General features: G+C 39.0%; 14 protein-coding genes and 1 pseudogene. 6 read left to right on the top strand and 9 right to left on the bottom strand.

The annotated features are described in order from the left end of the window. Positions 1-27 precede the first annotated feature (27 nt). The 6 genes from PX700_RS07730 to PX700_RS07705 form a co-directional block, all read right to left on the bottom strand. On the bottom strand, positions 28-282 hold the full coding sequence (locus tag PX700_RS07730; protein ID WP_479520412.1) for a type II toxin-antitoxin system RelE/ParE family toxin: 255 nt from the start codon (positions 280-282) through the stop codon (positions 28-30). Next, entirely contained in the window at positions 270-527 is a 258-nt protein-coding gene (locus PX700_RS07725; RefSeq protein WP_479520411.1) for a type II toxin-antitoxin system Phd/YefM family antitoxin, read from the bottom strand. Before PX700_RS07725 ends, PX700_RS07730 begins: the two co-directional genes overlap by 13 nt. Positions 528-850: 323 nt before the next feature. Beyond that, entirely contained in the window at positions 851-1,327 is a 477-nt protein-coding gene (locus PX700_RS07720) for a GreA/GreB family elongation factor (protein ID WP_479520410.1), read from the bottom strand. Between the two features lie 186 nt (positions 1,328-1,513). Continuing rightward, the gene (gene secF / locus PX700_RS07715; RefSeq protein WP_479520409.1) at positions 1,514-2,458 is read right to left on the bottom strand and encodes a protein translocase subunit SecF; all 945 of its coding nucleotides are present in this window, start codon (positions 2,456-2,458) and stop codon (positions 1,514-1,516) included. Then, positions 2,451-4,289, bottom strand: a complete 1,839-nt coding sequence (secD, locus tag PX700_RS07710) for a protein translocase subunit SecD (RefSeq protein ID WP_479520408.1) — start codon at positions 4,287-4,289, stop codon at positions 2,451-2,453. The genes secF and secD overlap by 8 nt, the downstream gene beginning before the upstream one ends. A gap of 110 nt (positions 4,290-4,399) precedes the next feature. Then, a complete protein-coding gene (locus PX700_RS07705) occupies positions 4,400-4,861 on the bottom strand; it encodes a hypothetical protein (protein ID WP_479520407.1) in 462 nt (153 codons plus the stop codon). A gap of 108 nt (positions 4,862-4,969) precedes the next feature. Between PX700_RS07705 and PX700_RS07700 the strand changes: the two genes are divergently transcribed. From PX700_RS07700 to PX700_RS07675, 6 genes and pseudogenes are all read left to right on the top strand, one after another. Further along, a complete protein-coding gene (locus PX700_RS07700; RefSeq protein ID WP_479520406.1) occupies positions 4,970-6,748 on the top strand; it encodes an ABCB family ABC transporter ATP-binding protein/permease in 1,779 nt (592 codons plus the stop codon). Between the two features lie 488 nt (positions 6,749-7,236). Next, positions 7,237-7,440 (top strand): annotated as a pseudogene (locus PX700_RS07695) (M13 family peptidase); the annotation flags it as partial. 305 nt (positions 7,441-7,745) lie between these two features. Next, the gene (locus PX700_RS07690) at positions 7,746-10,784 is read left to right on the top strand and encodes a TonB-dependent receptor (RefSeq protein WP_479520405.1); all 3,039 of its coding nucleotides are present in this window, start codon (positions 7,746-7,748) and stop codon (positions 10,782-10,784) included. 325 nt (positions 10,785-11,109) lie between these two features. Beyond that, positions 11,110-13,188, top strand: coding sequence for a M13 family metallopeptidase (locus tag PX700_RS07685; protein ID WP_479520404.1), 2,079 nt, complete (start codon positions 11,110-11,112; stop codon positions 13,186-13,188). A 254-nt stretch (positions 13,189-13,442) separates the two neighbouring features. Next, the gene (locus tag PX700_RS07680; RefSeq protein ID WP_010555049.1) at positions 13,443-14,156 is read left to right on the top strand and encodes a YebC/PmpR family DNA-binding transcriptional regulator; all 714 of its coding nucleotides are present in this window, start codon (positions 13,443-13,445) and stop codon (positions 14,154-14,156) included. A 79-nt stretch (positions 14,157-14,235) separates the two neighbouring features. Next, positions 14,236-15,525 (top strand): leucine-rich repeat domain-containing protein, encoded by a 1,290-nt coding sequence (locus PX700_RS07675; protein ID WP_479520403.1) that lies wholly within the window; start codon positions 14,236-14,238, stop codon positions 15,523-15,525. Positions 15,526-15,618: 93 nt separating this feature from the next. Here the strand turns inward: PX700_RS07675 and PX700_RS07670 are convergent, their stop codons facing one another. From PX700_RS07670 to eda, 3 genes are all read right to left on the bottom strand, one after another. After that, entirely contained in the window at positions 15,619-16,743 is a 1,125-nt protein-coding gene (locus PX700_RS07670; protein WP_479520402.1) for a sterol desaturase family protein, read from the bottom strand. Positions 16,744-17,144: 401 nt separating this feature from the next. Continuing rightward, positions 17,145-18,149, bottom strand: a complete 1,005-nt coding sequence (gene gap / locus PX700_RS07665) for a type I glyceraldehyde-3-phosphate dehydrogenase (protein WP_165727417.1) — start codon at positions 18,147-18,149, stop codon at positions 17,145-17,147. Positions 18,150-18,158: 9 nt separating this feature from the next. Beyond that, the gene (gene eda / locus PX700_RS07660) at positions 18,159-18,779 is read right to left on the bottom strand and encodes a bifunctional 4-hydroxy-2-oxoglutarate aldolase/2-dehydro-3-deoxy-phosphogluconate aldolase (protein ID WP_002959756.1); all 621 of its coding nucleotides are present in this window, start codon (positions 18,777-18,779) and stop codon (positions 18,159-18,161) included. Between the last annotated feature and the right edge of the window lie 19 nt (positions 18,780-18,798).

Here is an 18,798-nt window from a genome sequence, read left to right as displayed (position 1 = left end):
CCAAGATTCTAAAACTGTGGCCAAATTTTATTGACCACTACATACTTTATCGTTATCTTTTTTGTAAAATATACGACAAGGATTCACGACCACTTCAAGGTAATTTAGATTAGCTAACTCAATTGGTTTTTTCCCTGATTCAGGAAAGAGTTCGAGACGTTCAACTTTTTCAAATATTTTGGAAACCAATTTCTTCGCTGACTGCAAATTGCTTAATGCGATATATTCAGCAATATCGTTAAGATCATTCAAAGCTGGATTAGTCCAAATTATTTCAGCCATTTATACATTTTATCTTTAGCTTCAACATTCGACATGGTTTCACCACGACTTATTGCCTGCTCTCCTTTTGCAAGAGACTCAAGAATTTGCATACGCTTTTGCATAAATTCATAATCATCAACATCTACTAAGTATGCAGATGGTTGTCCATGTTCAGTTATCAACACAGGTTCTTTAGAGGAATGAAGTTCAGATAATATCTTCGTTGCTTGACGCTTCAATGTTGTTACTAGTTCTACTCTCATAATAATCCCCAAACAAATGTATCACTATAGTAGCACCGAGTAGCCAACTTGGGAAATACAACCAACGAGGCTGTATAACCACTAAAATCAATTAAAACGGGAGCACCTAAAGTCAACCCTGCTCATTTTTAAACTATTGGGTACTTCTCATTATATCCCTTTGTACAAATTGAAATACACACCACGTTACGCCATAAAAGCATTGACGTAGGTCGGATAAATGGCGAAGCCATGCCATCCGACAATTAATTTATGAATAAAGGTAGGAGTTTATTACGTTGGTATGGCTTTGCTGGATAGTGTTTCACTTAAGAACCAAAGCTTTATAAAATCTTTACCACCACGTATTCGTGGGCTTTACCTGCAATTGTTAACGTAATTTCATCATCAATCTGTTTATTTAATAACTGCTTGCCCATTGGTGCGCCGGGTGTTACTACAGCAATTGCATGCTGTTTAACGTTTACGGTTAAACCACCAGCAGCTGGGCCTAAATAAAACCATTTTTGGGCTGAGTTATCATCTTCTAAACATACCAACGAACCGATAGCTATTTTGTCGGTTGGCTTTTCGTTAAAGGCAGGCTCAAACAATTCTATGCTTTTATAGCAATCGTTTACGCGCTGGGCTTGGCCTTGTGCTAAATAAGCGGCTTCGAGCCCTAGGGTATCGTATTTGTTTTCGGCTATGTTTTCTTCATGTGTGGCGGTGTCGTGCGCGGTTTTTGCCGCTACTTTTGCAGTTGTAAGCTGCGCTTCTAGTGCAAAACGAAGGTGTTCGATAACGTGGGCTTTATTCATGGGGATTAATACAATACAGGCTGTAAAAAATAAGGCAGTTAGTTTAACATTTTTGCGGGGCTTAAAACCATTGTTTTAAACCCCGCAAGGTTTGTTGGAATACTAGCGGGGTTTAAATAAGCATTAAACAAGCAAAGAGTCGTTTATTGGTTGGTGCAGCTCTTTGCTTGTGCTTTATTTAAAACCTTATGGCATATCTAATAATGTTTGCGTGTGGGCATCTACTTTAATCTCGTAGTTTTTAGCGCTTAAACCCATTAGCTCCGGTAAAGTCGCTGCAATACAAATAGACGAGAACGTACCCACTACAATGCCGGTAAATAATGCAATAGCAAAGCCTTGTAGTGGTGCGCCTGCAAGTAGCCAAACACTTGCAACTGTTGCAAGTGTGGTACCCGACGTTATTAAAGTGCGTGTTAACGTACTTTTAATCGCATTATTAATAATAGTCGCTGGGCTAAGTACATTGTTTGATTGAACACGTAAAAGCTCGCGTACTCTATCTCCTACTATTATTGAGTCGTTAAGTGAGTAACCAATAATGGCTAGTAAACTTGCTAGTACGGTTAAGTTAAACTCAAGTTGTAACAACGAGAACAAGCCAAGTATTAGTACTAAATCGTGTATTAGCGCAACCACAGAGCCTAATGCTAATCGCCATTCAAAGCGAACTGCAAGGTAAATCATTACCGCAATCATTGCAGCAAACATTGCTAAACAGCCTTGATCAAATAACTCATCGCCCACTTGCGAGCCAATATAAGCCGACGATAAAACCTGTGCGTTTATATCATCGTTTTGCGTAACGGCGCTTTGCCAATCAAGGCTATTAGCTGTTGTTGATGTAGTTGATGTAGTTGGCGCTTCTCTTAATTGAAAATGACTATTACCTTGCGCGGTTAGCTCAAACTCACCGTTGTGATTTTTAGCAATAACCGATTGAAGCTCTTTTAGTTCAACACTTTGGCTGGTTGTAAACTCAGTTAAATAACCGCCGGTAAAATCTAGGCCAAAATTTAAACCTTTTTGCGTAAGCGTAAATACTGATAGCAGCACTAAAATGGCACTTAAAAGCATACCCATAAAACGTAAACGTGTGCCCTTTTCACCTTTCAAAAAAGTGTTAAGCATGTGCTTTTACTCCTGCTTTTTTACCCATTTTTAAATACAACGTTTGGCTTAATACTTTTGATACGTACACACCTGTAAATACAGATGTTAAAAGCCCCAGTGCGAGTGTAATGGCAAAACCTTTAACTGGCCCATAGCCTATGCCATATAAAATAAGTGCAGTGATCATGGTGGTTATATTGGCATCAAATATTGTATTTGCGGCTTGTTTATACCCCTCTTGAATAGCCTGATACGGTGCACGGCCTTGGCGACGTTCTTCTTTAATGCGTTCAAATATTATTACGTTAGTGTCTACCGCCATACCTATGGTTAGTACTAGCCCTGCAATACCCGGAAGCGTTAACACAACCCCTGGTAATAATGACATTAAGCCCACCAGCGATGTTAAATTTAATATAAGTGCTACGTTTGCAATAAGGCCTAAACGGCGATACCAAAGCGCCATAAATGCAAGCGTAATACCCATGCCTAACATAAGAGCTGCTAGGCCATTACTAATGTTTTCGCTGCCGAGGCTTGGCCCTATTGTTTGCTCGTGCACAATTGTAACAGGCGCGGTAAGCGAGCCTGCACGTAGTAACAATGCTAGATCGGCTGCCGCTTGTTGGCTTTTCATATTGGTAATACTAAAACGCGAACTTAAATGCTGAGCAATATTAGCAACATTAATAACTTCGCTTTTTTTAACTACTTCGCCTTTAGCGTTTTGAGAATACTCAGAGTAAACCGTCGCCATCGGCTTACCAATATTAGCTTTTGAAAACGCCGACATTGCATCCCCGCCTTGGCCGTCTAGGCTAAGTTGTACCAGTGGTTTGCCCCAATCATCGCGGCCTATATTAGCGTTATTAATATGATCGCCTGTAAAAATTGGTACAGGATCGAGCTTTATCGTTCCACCCGATTGCATATTAAATGTTTGTCCGCCAATTTCTTTTAATTGGTAAAAACCAAGCGATGCAGTTGCACCAATAATACGTTTTGCTTCGGTTGGATCTTGCACGCCCGGTAACTCTATACGAATGCGATGTTTGCCTTGTTGCTGTGTTACCGCTTCGGTAATGCCTAACTCTTCAATACGTGAACGAAGAGTTGTAAGTGTTTGCCCCATAACTTCTTTATCAAAGCTGCTTAGCCCTTGCTCTGAATAACTAAATTTGGCAGTTTTAACGTTGCCGTTATTGCTTGTTACAACGGCTAAATTAGCAAATCGGCTTTGTAGCTCTTCAATAACGGGGGTTAGCTTGTCGGTTGCACTAGGCAATGCGTTTATTTCAAACCCGTGCTGAGTTTGCTGCGCTTTTACACCATGTGCTTTTTGCTTAATAATGATTGATTTAGCTTGTTGATACGCACTGACTAATTGCTCATCAACGGCTTTATCTAAGTCTACGTCTAGTACAAATAGCACACCGCCATTTAAATCAAGGCCTAGCTTTATTGGTGATAAACCAAAATCTTGTAACCATGTTGGGCTGGTTGCATGCTCAACAATTTTAACTTGCGTGTTTGGGTATTGCGCTTTTATAGCCGCTTGCGCCTGAGCGCTTTTAGTTGGCTCGTTTAAAAGTACATTAATAGTTGATTGTTTATCTAAGCCCTGCTCAACCTCAAGCCCTTGGTTATTTAAAAAGGTAACTAGGGTTTTAGTGCTCGGTAAAGATTGTCTTTCGCTGTGCGGCGTACTACTTACGTGCAACCACGATTTATTTGGATATAGGTTTGGTAATGCGCTAATAGCTAATAAAACCAATACTATTAGCATGGCTATATAACTTAATTTGAACTTAGCCGTAGACGGCTTTTTATCTTTTTTAAAACTTAACATCTTTAATCCTTACTATCAGCCATTAGCTGATAACGTACTTTTTAAAAGCACAATTAATCTGCAGGCTAAAACTTTAAAAGTTAAAACCTAATAAAATTAAATAAGGAAAATTAAGCGTGGTAGGTAGTTACAGCAGTGTAGAGTAAGTTAACGTCTTTCCAACCACTTAAGCGCGACTTTTTACTATTAGTTACAAGCGTATACCAAGGTTGTATAGGGTTAACAGCGCATGGTTTTAAAAATATATGCCTAACAAGGTTTTGAGCAAAAAATTCAAAAACAACATCGTATTCAGACTCACTTTGAACAGTGTGCAAAAACAATGATGAATTATTGGCAGTTAACCTTGGTTGGTGCGCGTCAAAATCGGTTTGATGCGTTTTTTTATGCTGCGTAGTATCTACAGATTTAGTAATAGGCTGTATTTTAGTTAAATCGCCAATATCAGTAAGCGAAACCTGCGTACTAACAGTAATATTTAAATTTTGTGAGGCGCCCATAGCATTACTTTGCACACTAAAAAGTGCAGCAAGTAGCAAAAAGGCAGTTAAAAACACTCTAAATTTAAACATTCACGTTTTAAAACTAAAATAAGGGATGCGTAGTATATAAGGGCTAGTATTTGAAATACAATAGCCTTTAATTATTTACTATCTAATTTAATTTTACTGAGACTTTTAATGCGCCCCAGACAAAGCAGTGAAAAACGACCAGACGCGATGAATTTACGCCAAAGCGTAAAAACACTGTGGCCCTACCTTACAAAATTTAAAGGCCGTGTTTTTATTGCACTTATGGCGCTTATAGGCGCAAAAGGTGCCACGCTTTTAATGCCTTGGGCGCTTAAAGAAATAATAGACTCGGTTGATAAGTCGATTAACCCACTGTTAGTTATCCCCGCTTTATTGTTATTGATGTACGGCGCGCTGCGTTTTGCTAGCGTATTTTTAGGTGAAATAAGAGATGCTGTATTTTCGCGCGTAACCGAGCACGCAATGCGTGATATTGGTTTAAAAGTATTTAAGCATTTGCACTCGCTAGAGCTTGCCTTTCACCTAGATAGGCAAACCGGTGGCATTAGCCGCGATATAGAGCGCGGTACGAGCGGCTTAAGCTTTCTAATGCGTTTTTTAATGTTTAACATTGTGCCTACTTTGTTTGAAATACTGACCGTTGCGATTATTTTCGGCACGCTGTTTTCTGTTTGGTTTGCGCTTATTACATTATTGGCAGTTGCTATTTATATTACCTTTACTGTGGTGGTTACTCAGTGGCGAAACCGTTTTATTAGAGAAGCAAACGCTGCCGACAATCAAAGTAATACCCGCGCCATAGACAGCCTACTTAATTATGAAACTGTAAAGTATTTTAATAATGAGCAGTTTGAAGCAAAAACGTACGACACCTTTTTAGCAAACTGGGAAAAAGCCCGTTTAAAAAATAGAATGTCGTTACTCGCCCTCAACTCAGGCCAAGCACTTATTATTGCTTGTGCTATTACCGCGTTAATGTGGTTGGGCTCAACCGAAGTAGTTGCAGGTACGCTCTCTATTGGTGAACTTGTGATGATTAACGCGTATATGATTCAGCTATTTTTACCGCTTAACTTTTTAGGTTTTGTGTACCGCGAAATAAGACGCGCGCTAACCGACCTTGAAAACATGCTTGGGCTACTTAACAAAAAACCACAAATAACCGATGCACTTAATGCAAAAGAGCTCAATATTAGCCAAGGTGAAATAACATTTAAAAATGTGAGTTTTAGCTACGATGCGCATCGCCCTATTCTTAATAATCTTAGCTTTAGTGTTAAAGCTGGCAGCAAAGTAGCCATTGTTGGTGCCAGTGGTGCTGGTAAAAGTTCATTAGCCCGACTGCTGTATCGTTTTTATGATGTAAGCGCTGGTGAAATTAGTATCGATAATCAAGCAATAAACTCAGTAACACTTAATAGTTTACGAAAAGCCATTGCAATAGTCCCGCAAGATACTGTGCTATTTAATACCACTATTCGTGAAAATATTGCTTACGGTAGACCATCAGCAAGCAATGCAGAAATTGATAAAGCCATTGCAATGGCGCATTTAAAAGACTTTGTAGTAACTCTTGATAAAGGCGACAAAACACTGGTTGGCGAGCGCGGTTTAAAGGTATCCGGCGGCGAAAAACAGCGTATTGCTATTGCGCGCGCTATTTTGAAAAAGTCCCCTATTTTAATTTTTGATGAAGCAACTTCAGCACTCGACTCTCATTCTGAGCAAGCAATACTCGCAGCAATGCGTGAAGTGGCCAGTAACCATACGAGTATTGTAATTGCTCATCGCCTTTCTACTATTACCGATGCAGACACCATTATTGTGCTCAAAGCCGGACAAATTATTGAACAGGGTAAGCACGATGAGTTACTTACACTCGCCGGAGAATACGCCCGTATGTGGGAACTTCAGCAAAATAAATAGTAAACAAGCGCGGCATAAAGCCCCGCCTACAGATAAATTAAAGCCCCAAGCCCACGAATACATCTAAACATCGCTATTAACCGTGGGCGTGAGTTTACCTCGCGCTTTTTGAGCTAATTTAAACAAGCGCAGCATAAAGCCGCGCCTACAGATAAATTAAAGCCCCAGCCCATGAATACATCTAAGTATCGCTATTAAACCGTAGGCGTGAGTTTACTTCGCGCTTTTAAGCTAATTTAAACAATCGCGGCGTAAAGCCGCGCCTACAGATAAATTTGCACACTGCCATTAACCGTAGGCGTGAGTTTACCTCGCGCTTTGGACTTGCTCACTTCTTGCTTAATCTAAGCTTTATCAAGCACTGGGGTGATTCACCTCAAAAGGTTTGTTTGTCTGATTAATATCAATAACAATCGATAAGTTAAATATTCGTAATAATAAAATGGTTCTCATCTATTTGAATCCAAAAAGCTCCTCAGGGGAACATAATGAAAAAGAGTTTAATTGCCGCAGCATTAGCTGCCACATTTATTACCGGTTGTTCAGAGCCGTAAACCAGGCGACGACTTTTTATGTATGCCCGCGGCACATGGTATGACAACGATGAAATGCCTGCAGATAAAACCCGCTACGGTGCATTTTCAGGATTAACTGAGCGCAGCGAAGACGATGTTAAATCAATTACTCATCAGAGATATTTAGTACCTTTACATAGTTACTTAATAATTTAGTCACTACTCTACCTTTAAACATTAATGTTTCGACCTTATTTATCTACTTCCTAGAACAAATATATCCTCCTTTAATTTACTTATAAATAAGTTCATTTTTATGATTATTTTCACCCTGATTGGTTTTTTAAACTAAAAACGCAGAGCTTAAATCAGTAAAAGTTAAAAAAATTGCACCTTAAGTTAATAAAAGGTAAATTAATTGTACCTACTTTATCGTAGGTCAAAAGTTACTAATATTATTAGATTTCAATCTAGGGATGAAAATGAAAAAAATAACTAATAAACGGTTTAAGCACTCTTTATCTGCGTTAGCTGTATCAACTGCACTTTTAGTCACAGCTCCTACTGCACTAGCCGCATCAAATACATCTGGCTCTATATACGGTCAAGCAAAAACTGGCGCAACAGTTACATTCAAAAATAAAAACACAGGCTTAAGCCGTGATGTAATTGTTGGAGCTGATGGCCGCTTCAACTTTAAAGATGTACCGACAGGTAAGTATACTGTAACAAGCAGCAATGGCATTTCACGTGACATTTTAGTAACTCTTGGTACTGGTAGTTCAGTTTTATTTGATCAAAGTACGGAAGTAATTCAAGTCTTTGGTTCAAAAATTCGTGCTATCGATACAAGTTCTGTTGAATCAACAATGGTTTTTACTCAAGAACAGGTTGAGTTATTACCTATAGGACGAGATTCTACTTCCATTGCTCTGTTAACACCCGGTACGGTAGCTGGTGATGATGACTTTGGTAATCTCCCCTCTTTTGGTGGCTCATCTGTTGGTGAAAATGGCTTTTATATAAATGGATTCGATGTAACAAGCTTACGTACTTTACTAAGCTTTGCTGAATTGCCTTTTGACGCAATTGGGCAGACGCAAGTTAAGACAGGTGGTTATGGTGCAGAATTTGGCCGCTCTCTTGGTGGAATAACAAATGTAATAACTAAAAAAGGGACAAATGAATGGCAGTTTGGTGGAGCAGTTTATTACTCTCCAGATAGCCTAAGAGAACCTGGAATTGATACTATTGACCGTACACCAAGTGATGAAGTTGTATACGCTGGCTATAACTCAGATAATTATATTAACAGCTTAAGTTATAACTTTTCAGTTGGCGGGCCAATAATTGAAGATACGTTATTTATGTATGCTAACGTAGAGTTTCAAGATGATAATCGTGATTATTATAACCGTGATACAAGCGATAATCGTTCTGTTACAAATCCAAATGGCATTGTAACTCTAGATTGGTATATTACCGATAACCATATCCTTTCTGGTACTTATATCCAAAATGAAACTGAAATAGATAGAACTTATTATGTAAACTCAGTAGATCAATTTTACACAGGTAAACATGGCACCGAATCATCTAGTTATACAGAAGAAAATGGCGGTGACATATTTATTATTAATTATAATGGTCATCTAACAGACAATCTTTCATTAAGTCTGATGTACGGCGAACTTGAAAATAAAGAAGAAAATAAAAACCCGCGCAATCCAGATCCTGACGCAGCATTATGTGCTTTAGCTTATGATACTTTTGGAGTTTCATTTGCTGCACTTACAAATGTTGGCTGCTTTAATCCATCACAAACTACGATTGGTGCACTCGATGCCAAATCAGACCGTGATGAGCGTAACAGTTATAAAATTGATTTTGATTATACTTTAGGCGATCATAATATTAGAGCCGGCTATAACAACGAAGAATATACTTCGTTTACAATAGGTTCGTCTTATACTGGTAATAACTATTACCGCTACATCGATGTTAGTGAGGGTGGCTATTCATCAACAGGTATAAATGGTGTTGACCTCCCTCTAGGTACTAAAGCCGTTCGCGTCCGCACTAGTGACACTCAGTCAGGTAGTTTTAAAGTAGAAAATACTGCTTTCTATATTGAAGATAACTGGCAAGTAACTGATGATCTACTTCTTTATTTTGGTGTCCGTAATGAAACATTTACTAACTATGCTGCAAATGGTGAAGTGTTTGTAGAAGCAGATGATTTAATAGCACCTAGAACTGGCTTTTCTTGGGATATTGACGGGGATTCATCTAAAAAGCTTTATGGTACTTTAGGCCGTTATTATATACCTATTGCTGGTAATACAAATATTAGAGCAACACGTTTAGAATCATCTTCGGAGCATTTTTATTATGTTGATGGTTTTGATCCTGCTACAGGGGAACCAGTAAATCTTGGTGCTGAAATTGGAACTGGCTATACCGATCTGCAAGTACCGGATCCTAGAACTATCGCTGTCGCTGATTTAGACCCTATGCATCAAGATGAATTCATTTTAGGTTATCAACAGCAAGTTTCTGATAATTGGACTGCTGGTGTTAAGTTTATGTACCGTAAAGTTCAAGATGGTATGGATGATATGTGTGCCCACGACGGATTCTTTAAATGGGCTGAAGCCGAGGGTATTCCTGTTGCTAATGAAGAAAATGGTTGGGTAACTCCTGCTGGTGGTTTTGATGTGGGTTCTACTGCTGGCTGTTTACTAATAAATCCGGGTAAAGATCTGAAAGTCTTCATGGATCTTAACGGAGACGGAGAAGTAACAGAGCAAACAGTGTCAAATGAGTATTTTGATCTTCCTGAATACAAAAGAAGTTATAAAGGCCTAGAGTTCACATTAGAAAGAGCTTTTGCCGATGGTTGGTATACAAATATTTCTTACGTATATTCAAAAAGTGAAGGTAATATTGAAGGTTATGTAAATTCAACACTTGGTCAGGAAGATGCTGGGGCGACTCAAGATTTTGATCATAAGAAATTCCAAGATGGTTCTGATGGATACTTACCAAATGACCGTCGTCATCAATTTAAAGCTTATGGTGCTTATAAAGTAACAGAAGAAATTACTTTAACTGCAAATATGAATATTATGTCAGGCACGCCTCTTAGTTGTAATGGTTACATTACAACCGATGATATGGAAAAAGGTAACGGCTCTACCGTTTATGATGAGCCTAACTTTAAGCGTTACGGTGCTTCAAGTTTTTATTGTGGTGGAGAACTAACTAATCGTGGTGATTATGGGAGTACCGACTGGAGTTACATGCTCGATGCTGGTGTTACTTATGTTCCAGATTGGGCAGATAATAAGCTTACGCTAAAAATGGATGTATTCAACTTGCTTAATCTAGATAAAGTGACTGAATATAATCAAACAAAAGACTTATCTCAGGGTAGTAATGATGTGAATCCAAACTTCTTAGCACCAACGGGGTATCAAGCTCCAAGAAGTATTCGCTTTACCGCTAGATATAATTTTTAATAGACATAATATTATTTAACCTTTACTGAGCACTAATTTCATTAGTGCTCTTTTATTTTTTACTATCATTCATCGCCTTCATAAAGATCACTCGCAGCTCTTATTATGGTCAAATATGATGAAATTATTAATCATAATAGATAGAAGTTTATCCCATACTTGTGCCCTGCTTTTGCTTAATATTAGCTTTATCGAGCGCTGTGGTGATTCACCTCAAAAGATTTGTTTGTCTGATTAATATCAATAACAATCGATAAGTTAAATATTCGTAATAATAAAATGATTCTCATCTATTTGAATCGAAAAAGCTCCTCAGGGGAACATAATGAAAAAGAGTTTAATTGCCGCAGCATTAGCTGCCACATTTATTACCGGTTGTTCAGAGCCGCAAACAACAAAAACAGACGAGCAACAACCTAAAGTAGCCACAGCAACAGTGGCAGAAAAAGCAGAATTAGGTAGTTTTGGTGTTGATTTAACAGCCCGTAACGAAGCCGTGAAACCAGGCGATGACTTTTTTATGTATGCCAGTGGCACATGGTATGACAACTACGTAATGCCTGCAGATAAAACCCGCTACGGTGCATTTTCAGGGTTAGCTGAGCGCAGTGAAGGCGATGTTAAAGCTATTATTGAAAAAATAGCAGCACGTAAAGATTTAAACACAGAAGAAAAACTCGTTGCAGATTTTTACAACGCCTATATGGATACCGAAACACTTAATAAACTAGGTGTAGCGCCTATCAAGCCATTATTAAGTGAAATTAGTGATATATCGTCGACTGACGATTTAGCTGAAATGTTTGGTAAGTCTTGGTTAACCGGTAATAAAGCCCCTTTGGGTGGCGGCATGTGGTTTAATCGTTTAGATCCTAACAAATATGAAATGTCGCTAGGTGCTGGTGGTTTAGGCTTACCCGATCGCTCTTACTACCTTGAAGACGCTGAGCGCTTTGTTAAAATGCGTGCAGCCTATGTTACACACATTGCTGACATGCTTGAGTTTGCAGGAACTGAAAATGCAACTGAGCGTGCTCAAGCAATTGTTGACCTTGAAACTAAAATTGCACAAGGTCATTGGCCTCGTGAAAAGCGCCGTAATCGCGATTTAACCCTTAACCAAGTTGAACGTGCCGATTTAAGCACTGCTTATCCTGGCTTTAACTGGGATTTATACTTTGCGCAAACAGGTTATAAAGTACCTCAGTTAAATGTATCTCAGCCTGAGCCAATAAAAGCGATGATTGAGCTAATCAATCAAGAAGATATTGATGTATGGAAAGACTACCTAACGTATCACGCTATTAGCGGTAACGCGGGTTTACTATCAGAGGACGTATTTAATACTAACTTTGCTTTTTTTGGTAAAGAACTAAACGGACAGCAAGAGCCTCGCCCTCGTTGGAAGCGTGCAATCAGTGAAATGTCGGGCACGACCTCTCTTGGTTTTGCTATTGGTAAAATATACGTAGCACGTTACTTCCCTGAATCATCAAAACAGCAAATGTCTGAGCTGGTTGAAAACCTTCGTACAGCCCTTGGTGAACGTATTGATAGCCTAGAGTGGATGGGCGATGACACTAAAGTAAATGCGCGCGCTAAGCTCGCTGCATTTGTACCAAAAATTGGTTATCCCGATGCTTGGCAGTCTTATGACGGTTTAAGCATTACCAAAAACGATTTAATCGGTAATGTGAAAAACATGCGTGAGTTTTTCCACGCAGAAAGTGTTGAAAAAGAGCTACAAAAAACAGATCGTAACCGCTGGGGCATGACGCCACAACGCGTAAACGCTTACTACAATAGCTCGTTTAATGAAATTGTATTTCCGGCTGCAATTCTACAACCGCCGTTTTTCGATCCAAATGCCGATCCGGCTGTAAACTATGGCGGTATTGGCGCTGTAATTGGTCACGAAATGGGTCATGGGTTTGACGACCAAGGTTCAAAATCAGACGAAAACGGGATTCAACGAAACTGGTGGACTGATGCTGACCGCGCTGCATTTGACAAAAAAGCCGATCAACTTGCTGCCCAGTACAGTAAATACGAGCCAATCGAAGGTAACTTTGTTAATGGTCGAAATAGCCTTGGCGAAAACATTGGTGATGTGGGTGGTTTGTCGATGGCTTATCATGCTTATAAGCTAAGTTTAAATGGTAAAGAAGCGCCTGTTATTGATGGTGTGACTGGCGATCAACGTTTCTTCCTTGCGTGGGCACAAGTATGGAAAGAAAAACGTACTGAACAAAGTATGCTTAACCAACTTCGTGGTGGCACACATGCCCCAGGTCGCTTTAGAGCACAAGCACCACGTAACCACGATGCATGGTACAAAGCGTTTGATGTAAAACCAGGCGATGCGTTATATCTTCCTGAAGATGAACGTGTGCGTATTTGGTAAGTAACATGGGGCTTTAATTAGTCTCGTTTAATTTTATTACTCTTTAGGCAACTCATTAAATGAGTTGCCTTTTTATTGGATGGAATTTGCTCTTAAACCTTCTTTAAATCAGCGCAAAAACGCCTCAATAAAATGCACTTTAGATGGTTTTTAAACGCTACAGCTTAATACTTACTAGCCCTTGAATGCATTTACCTTTAGAATACACACTATAATTTTATTCTATTATTTACATATATTAAGGCGAAACGCAGATGGGAAGAGCTTACCAAAACAAAAAAGATTCAATGGCTAAGACTGCGGGTGCTAAAACTAAAGTTTATTCTAAGTACGGTAAAGAAATTTATATTTGTGCTAAAAACGGCGGTGTAGATCCAGATGGTAACTTATCATTACGTCGTTTAATTGAACGCGCTAAAAAAGACCAAGTTCCAGCACACGTTATTGACCGCGCAATAGACAAAGCAAAAGGCGGCGGCGGTGAAGACTACTCAGCAACTCGTTACGAAGGTTACGGCCCAGGTAACTGTATGATTATTGTTGACTGTTTAACAGATAACAACAAACGTACCTTTGCTGATGTACGTGTTTGCTTTACTAAAGCAAATGCTAAAATTGGCGCTCAAAACTCTGTTTCACATTTATTTGATCACCTTGCTATTTTTGTATTTGACGGTGATGACGACGAAGCAGTACTTGAAGCCCTTATGATGGCTGATGTTGATGTAACTGACGTAGAAGTAGATGACGGTAAAGTTACTGTTTTTGCTCCTCACACAGAGTACAACAACACACGAACAGCGCTTGAAGAAATGGGCGTGACTGAATTTGACGAAGACTTAATTAGCTTTGTGCCACAAATTGAAACGCCGATTGAAGGCGAAGACGTTGAAGTTATGGAACGCTTTTTAGCAATGTTAGAAGATTGCGACGATGTACAAAACGTTTACCATAACGCGCAATTCTAAAGAACAATTTAGTAAGTTAGAACGACTTTAAGCCAACAGCTATGTTGGCTTTTTCATTTTTAGAACGTGGTATAAATATATGAACTCCCTTAAAGAGCTTAAAAGTGGCAAGCTTGTTGGTGCTACTCACCTGCAATTAGTAGAAGAGCTAACCACATTTCCTGAAGAAATTTTTAGCTTAGCTGATACGCTTGAAGTGCTCGATTTATCAAATAATAACTTATCAACACTACCTGATGAATTTGCCTGCTTAACACGCCTTAAGCGTGTGTTTTTATCGTTTAATCAGTTTAAGCATATTCCTGCGGTTTTAGCCAAATGCCCTGCTCTGATAATGGTTGCGTTTAAAGGGAACCAAATAACTGAGTTTAGTGATTATTGTTTACCAAAAAATATTGAATGGCTCATACTAACCGACAACAATATTACTGAGCTGCCTCAAACCTTTGGCCAATTTACACAGCTTAAAAAGCTCGCGCTTGCGGGCAATCAACTTAAGCAGCTGCCAAGTAGCATCGCGCAGTGTAAAAACCTTGAGCTTGTTAGGCTCTCTGCTAATAACTTAACACACGTAGACGACTGGCTTTTTGAACTGCCTAAACTTGCTTGGCTTGCGTTTGCCGGTAACGATTTTAATAAAGCCCAGTGCCTTACAAAGTGCAGCTTAGAAAATAAGCCTCTTAACGATTACACACTTAGCCATGTTATTGGTCAAGGTGCCTCGGGCGTTATTCATTTAGCAAAATCGGCTGATAACTCTGTAGCAATTAAGTTATTCAAGGGTGCAATTACCAGCGACGGCTACCCGCTTGATGAAGTAAATTGCTGCTTACAAGCTGGCGATCACGGTAATTTAATTAAAGTACTTGCCTACATTGAACAAAGTGATCAGCTGGGTTTAGTGATGGAGCTAATAGATAAAAGCTTTGCTAATTTAGGCCTGCCTCCAAGCCTCGAAACTTGTACGCGTGATACCTTTAATGATGATTGCTATTACTCAACTCATGCTATTTTAAAAATTGCACAGCAAATGGTAAGTACACTGCATCACTTACATGTTCGTAAAGTAAGTCATGGCGACATTTATGCGCATAACACTATGATTAACCAAGACCATGATGTTTTGTTTGGTGATTTTGGTGCGGCAACTAATTTAACAATACTAAGTGAGTATCAACAAAAGCAGTTAGAGCTTATAGAAGTAAGAGCCTTCGGCTGTTTAATTGAAGACTTATTAGGCACGGTTACCGGCGATGATAGGCAAAGTGAGCTATTTGATAAAATGTCCGATATGGCAAAACGCGCTATGCAACCTGTATTAAATCAAAGGCCTATATTTACTGAGTTATTAGAAGATCTAAATATATAACTCAATATTAATTAAATAAATTGTAAAAGGGAGCAGCATATAACGCGTTGCTCCCTTTTAGTTTATATTGTGTATTTATTCGAACATTCGAATTTATTTAGTGCGCTTAAACGGATAAACCTGTTGTTTAAGCATACCTATCGGCATGTAATCCCCGACTACACCGTATGCTTTTGGCCACTCTGTTTGACCTTTAACAGCAGTACCAAACGCGTAGTCTAAAAACGAAAAGTGCGCAGCGTAGTTGCGGTCAATCGCGGCTTTATCTGACGCATGATGCCAATGATGAAACTGCGGTGTAACCATAAAGTATTTTAGCCAACCAAATTTCACACGTACATTTGCATGATTAAACACAGCCTGCAAACCCACAATAATGACGTACAAACTAATTATTTGCTGTGAAAACCCAAGTACAAATATGGGCGTGAGCACTAAGCTGCGAGTAACGAGTATTTCAAGAATATGCTGGCGAGAGCCCGCTAACCAATCCATTTCTTTGGCGCTGTGATGTACACCATGAAAACGCCATAATAAAGGAACTTCGTGATATGCGCGATGCACCCAATACTGCATTAAATCAGCCACGAGTATTATTAAAAACAGCTGCACTACAAATGGTGTTTGCTCTATATAACCTTGTACTGTAGATGATACAGCCCAGCCAAAGCCATAATGTACAAAATGGTTAGTAACGAGTAATACAAAACCAATAATTAAATGATTTACAAAAAAGTGGTTTAAATCGCCTCGCCATTCGCTACGTAATATTTTTTGATCTTTACGATGTGGTAGTAGCTTTTCAATCACAATAAATATAAGCGTTGAGCCGAGTAAATCTAAAATAAACCAATCGAGCCCTATGTAAGGCGTGTCGCTTGCAAACTCGTTTACCTCAACGTTTGGTCCGCCAAACATAATTGACAATATAATAAAAAACCACGCTGTAGCCCCTAAACGCTTATTGGTATTACGTACAAAGTTAAGTAGCCCTAAACTGCCCGAGACCAATAATGATACAAACATAAGCTGACGTAAAAAATCGACACTGTAGCTTTTTCTCAGCTCTGGTGTGGTTAAGTATTCAGGAAAGTGAAACGCTAATACGCCTAAGCAACTCAGTATTGCTAAAAAGCAGGCTATGTAGCCACTTATGTTCCCCTCACCTATTTGTAGATGATTTGTGCGAAATATTTTTCGTGATAAAGCTTTGATCATTGTTATTATTCCTTGCGTCGTTTAAATATAACGAGATTTCCATGCCCCAATATTAACAAAATTTAGGGGTTAAAAAATATAAATAGTTCCCTCCATAGTCTAATACCAATCTGCTTATATACGGGGTCTATTTAACGTTAAGAAAATTACGCTATAACTAGGCAAAAATTTTTGTATCTAGTTGTTCTCGGCAATTGCTCCCTGCATTGCTCTACCTCCTGCATCCATGCAGTCGTAAATAAAAAATTTTTAACGACGTTATAGTGAAATTTAATTCGTTAAATTGATCAAAGATTTATGCAGATTGGTATAAGTTGCAAATATACAGATAAGCCAAACACAAAAAAGCCACGCAATGCGTGGCTTGGTTGGATAAAGCTAAAACTTTACAACACTAGGGCTTATAAAAATGCACCTAATGCTTTAACTTGGTCTAACATGCGGTTTGAGAAACCCCATTCGTTGTCGTACCAAGCCATTACTTTTACTAGATTGCCATCGGCTTTAGTTTGCGTTGCATCAAAGATAGATGACGCAGGGTTATGGTTAAAGTCGATAGAAACAAGCGGAAGCTCATTATATTGTAAAATATCTTTCATTGAACCCGTTGACGCTTCTTTCATGATTGCATTGATTTCTTCTGCAGTCGTATCGCGCTTAGTAATAAACGTAAAATCAACTAAAGATACGTTGATTGTTGGTACACGTACCGACATACCGTCTAATTTACCAGCAAGTTCTGGTAATACTAAACCAACAGCTGCCGCAGCACCTGTTTTAGTTGGGATCATAGATTGAGTTGCACTACGAGCACGATATAGATCTGGGTGGTATACGTCAGATAAATTTTGATCATTCGTATAAGAATGAATAGTAGTCATGCTACCTTTTTCAATACCTACTGTGTCGTTAATTGCTTTTGCAAGCGGTGCTAAACAGTTAGTAGTACAAGAAGCATTTGAGATGATGTGGCTATCAGCGTTAATTACATCGCTATTTACACCATGAACCACTGTTGCATCCATATCTTTACCTGGAGCAGAAACGATTACTTTTTTAGCGCCTGCAGTAATATGTTTAGCTGCATCTTCGCGTTTAGTGAAAAAACCAGTACATTCTAAAACGATATCTACGTTTAGTGCTTTCCACGGTAAATTTGCAGGGTCACGCTCTTGCGTTAACGTAATTACGTCATCGTCAATTAGCATCGTGTTATTTTCAAGTGTTACTTTTTTAGAAAATTGACCATGAACTGAGTCATACTGCGTTAAATGTGCATTAACGTTAGCAGGTGCTAAATCGTTAATTGCTACAATTTTAATTTCGCTGTTTTGAGCTGACTCATAAAGTGCACGTAAAACATTTCTACCGATACGGCCGTAACCGTTAATTGCTACATTAATCATTTTAGACTCCTATTTAAGTTCACTTGCTTGGCGAGCAAGCGCTTCAATTGCTTGCCAGTCTTTATTTTCAATTAGTTGTTTATCTAGCATCCACGTACCACCAACACATATAACGTTATTAAGCGCTAAATAATTAGGTGCGGTTGCTAAGCTAATGCCGCCAGTTGGGCAAAAAGTAATATGTGGTAATGGGCCACCGATTGATTTAAGCATGGCTGTTCCGCCTGCAGCTTCTGCTGGGAAGAATTTTAAATACTTAAAACCGTGCGACGCAAGTTGCATAACTTCACTTGCAGTTGCAGCGCCTGGTAAAAATGGTATATCTGATGTTTTAGCCAAAGCAATAAGCTCATCGCTCACACCTGGACTCACCATAAAATCTGCACCTGCGGCAACCGAAAGATCAAAACTTGCTTTATCTACTACCGTACCAGTACCTACATAGGCTTCAGGTACTTCTGCTTTCATCAGCTTTACAGCTTCTGCAGCAATAGGTGTACGTAGTGTTATTTCTAAGGCTTTTAAGCCACCGTTATATAACGCTCTTGCAAGTGGTGCTGCATCTTCTAATTTTTCGATTACAACCACTGGCACTACGGGTGCCGATGCTAAGATTTTTTCAATACTCATTACTTGTTCCTCATTACCC

Source organism: Pseudoalteromonas sp. TP27 (assembly GCF_056470645.1).
This window is presented reverse-complemented; position numbering and strand designations above follow the sequence as displayed.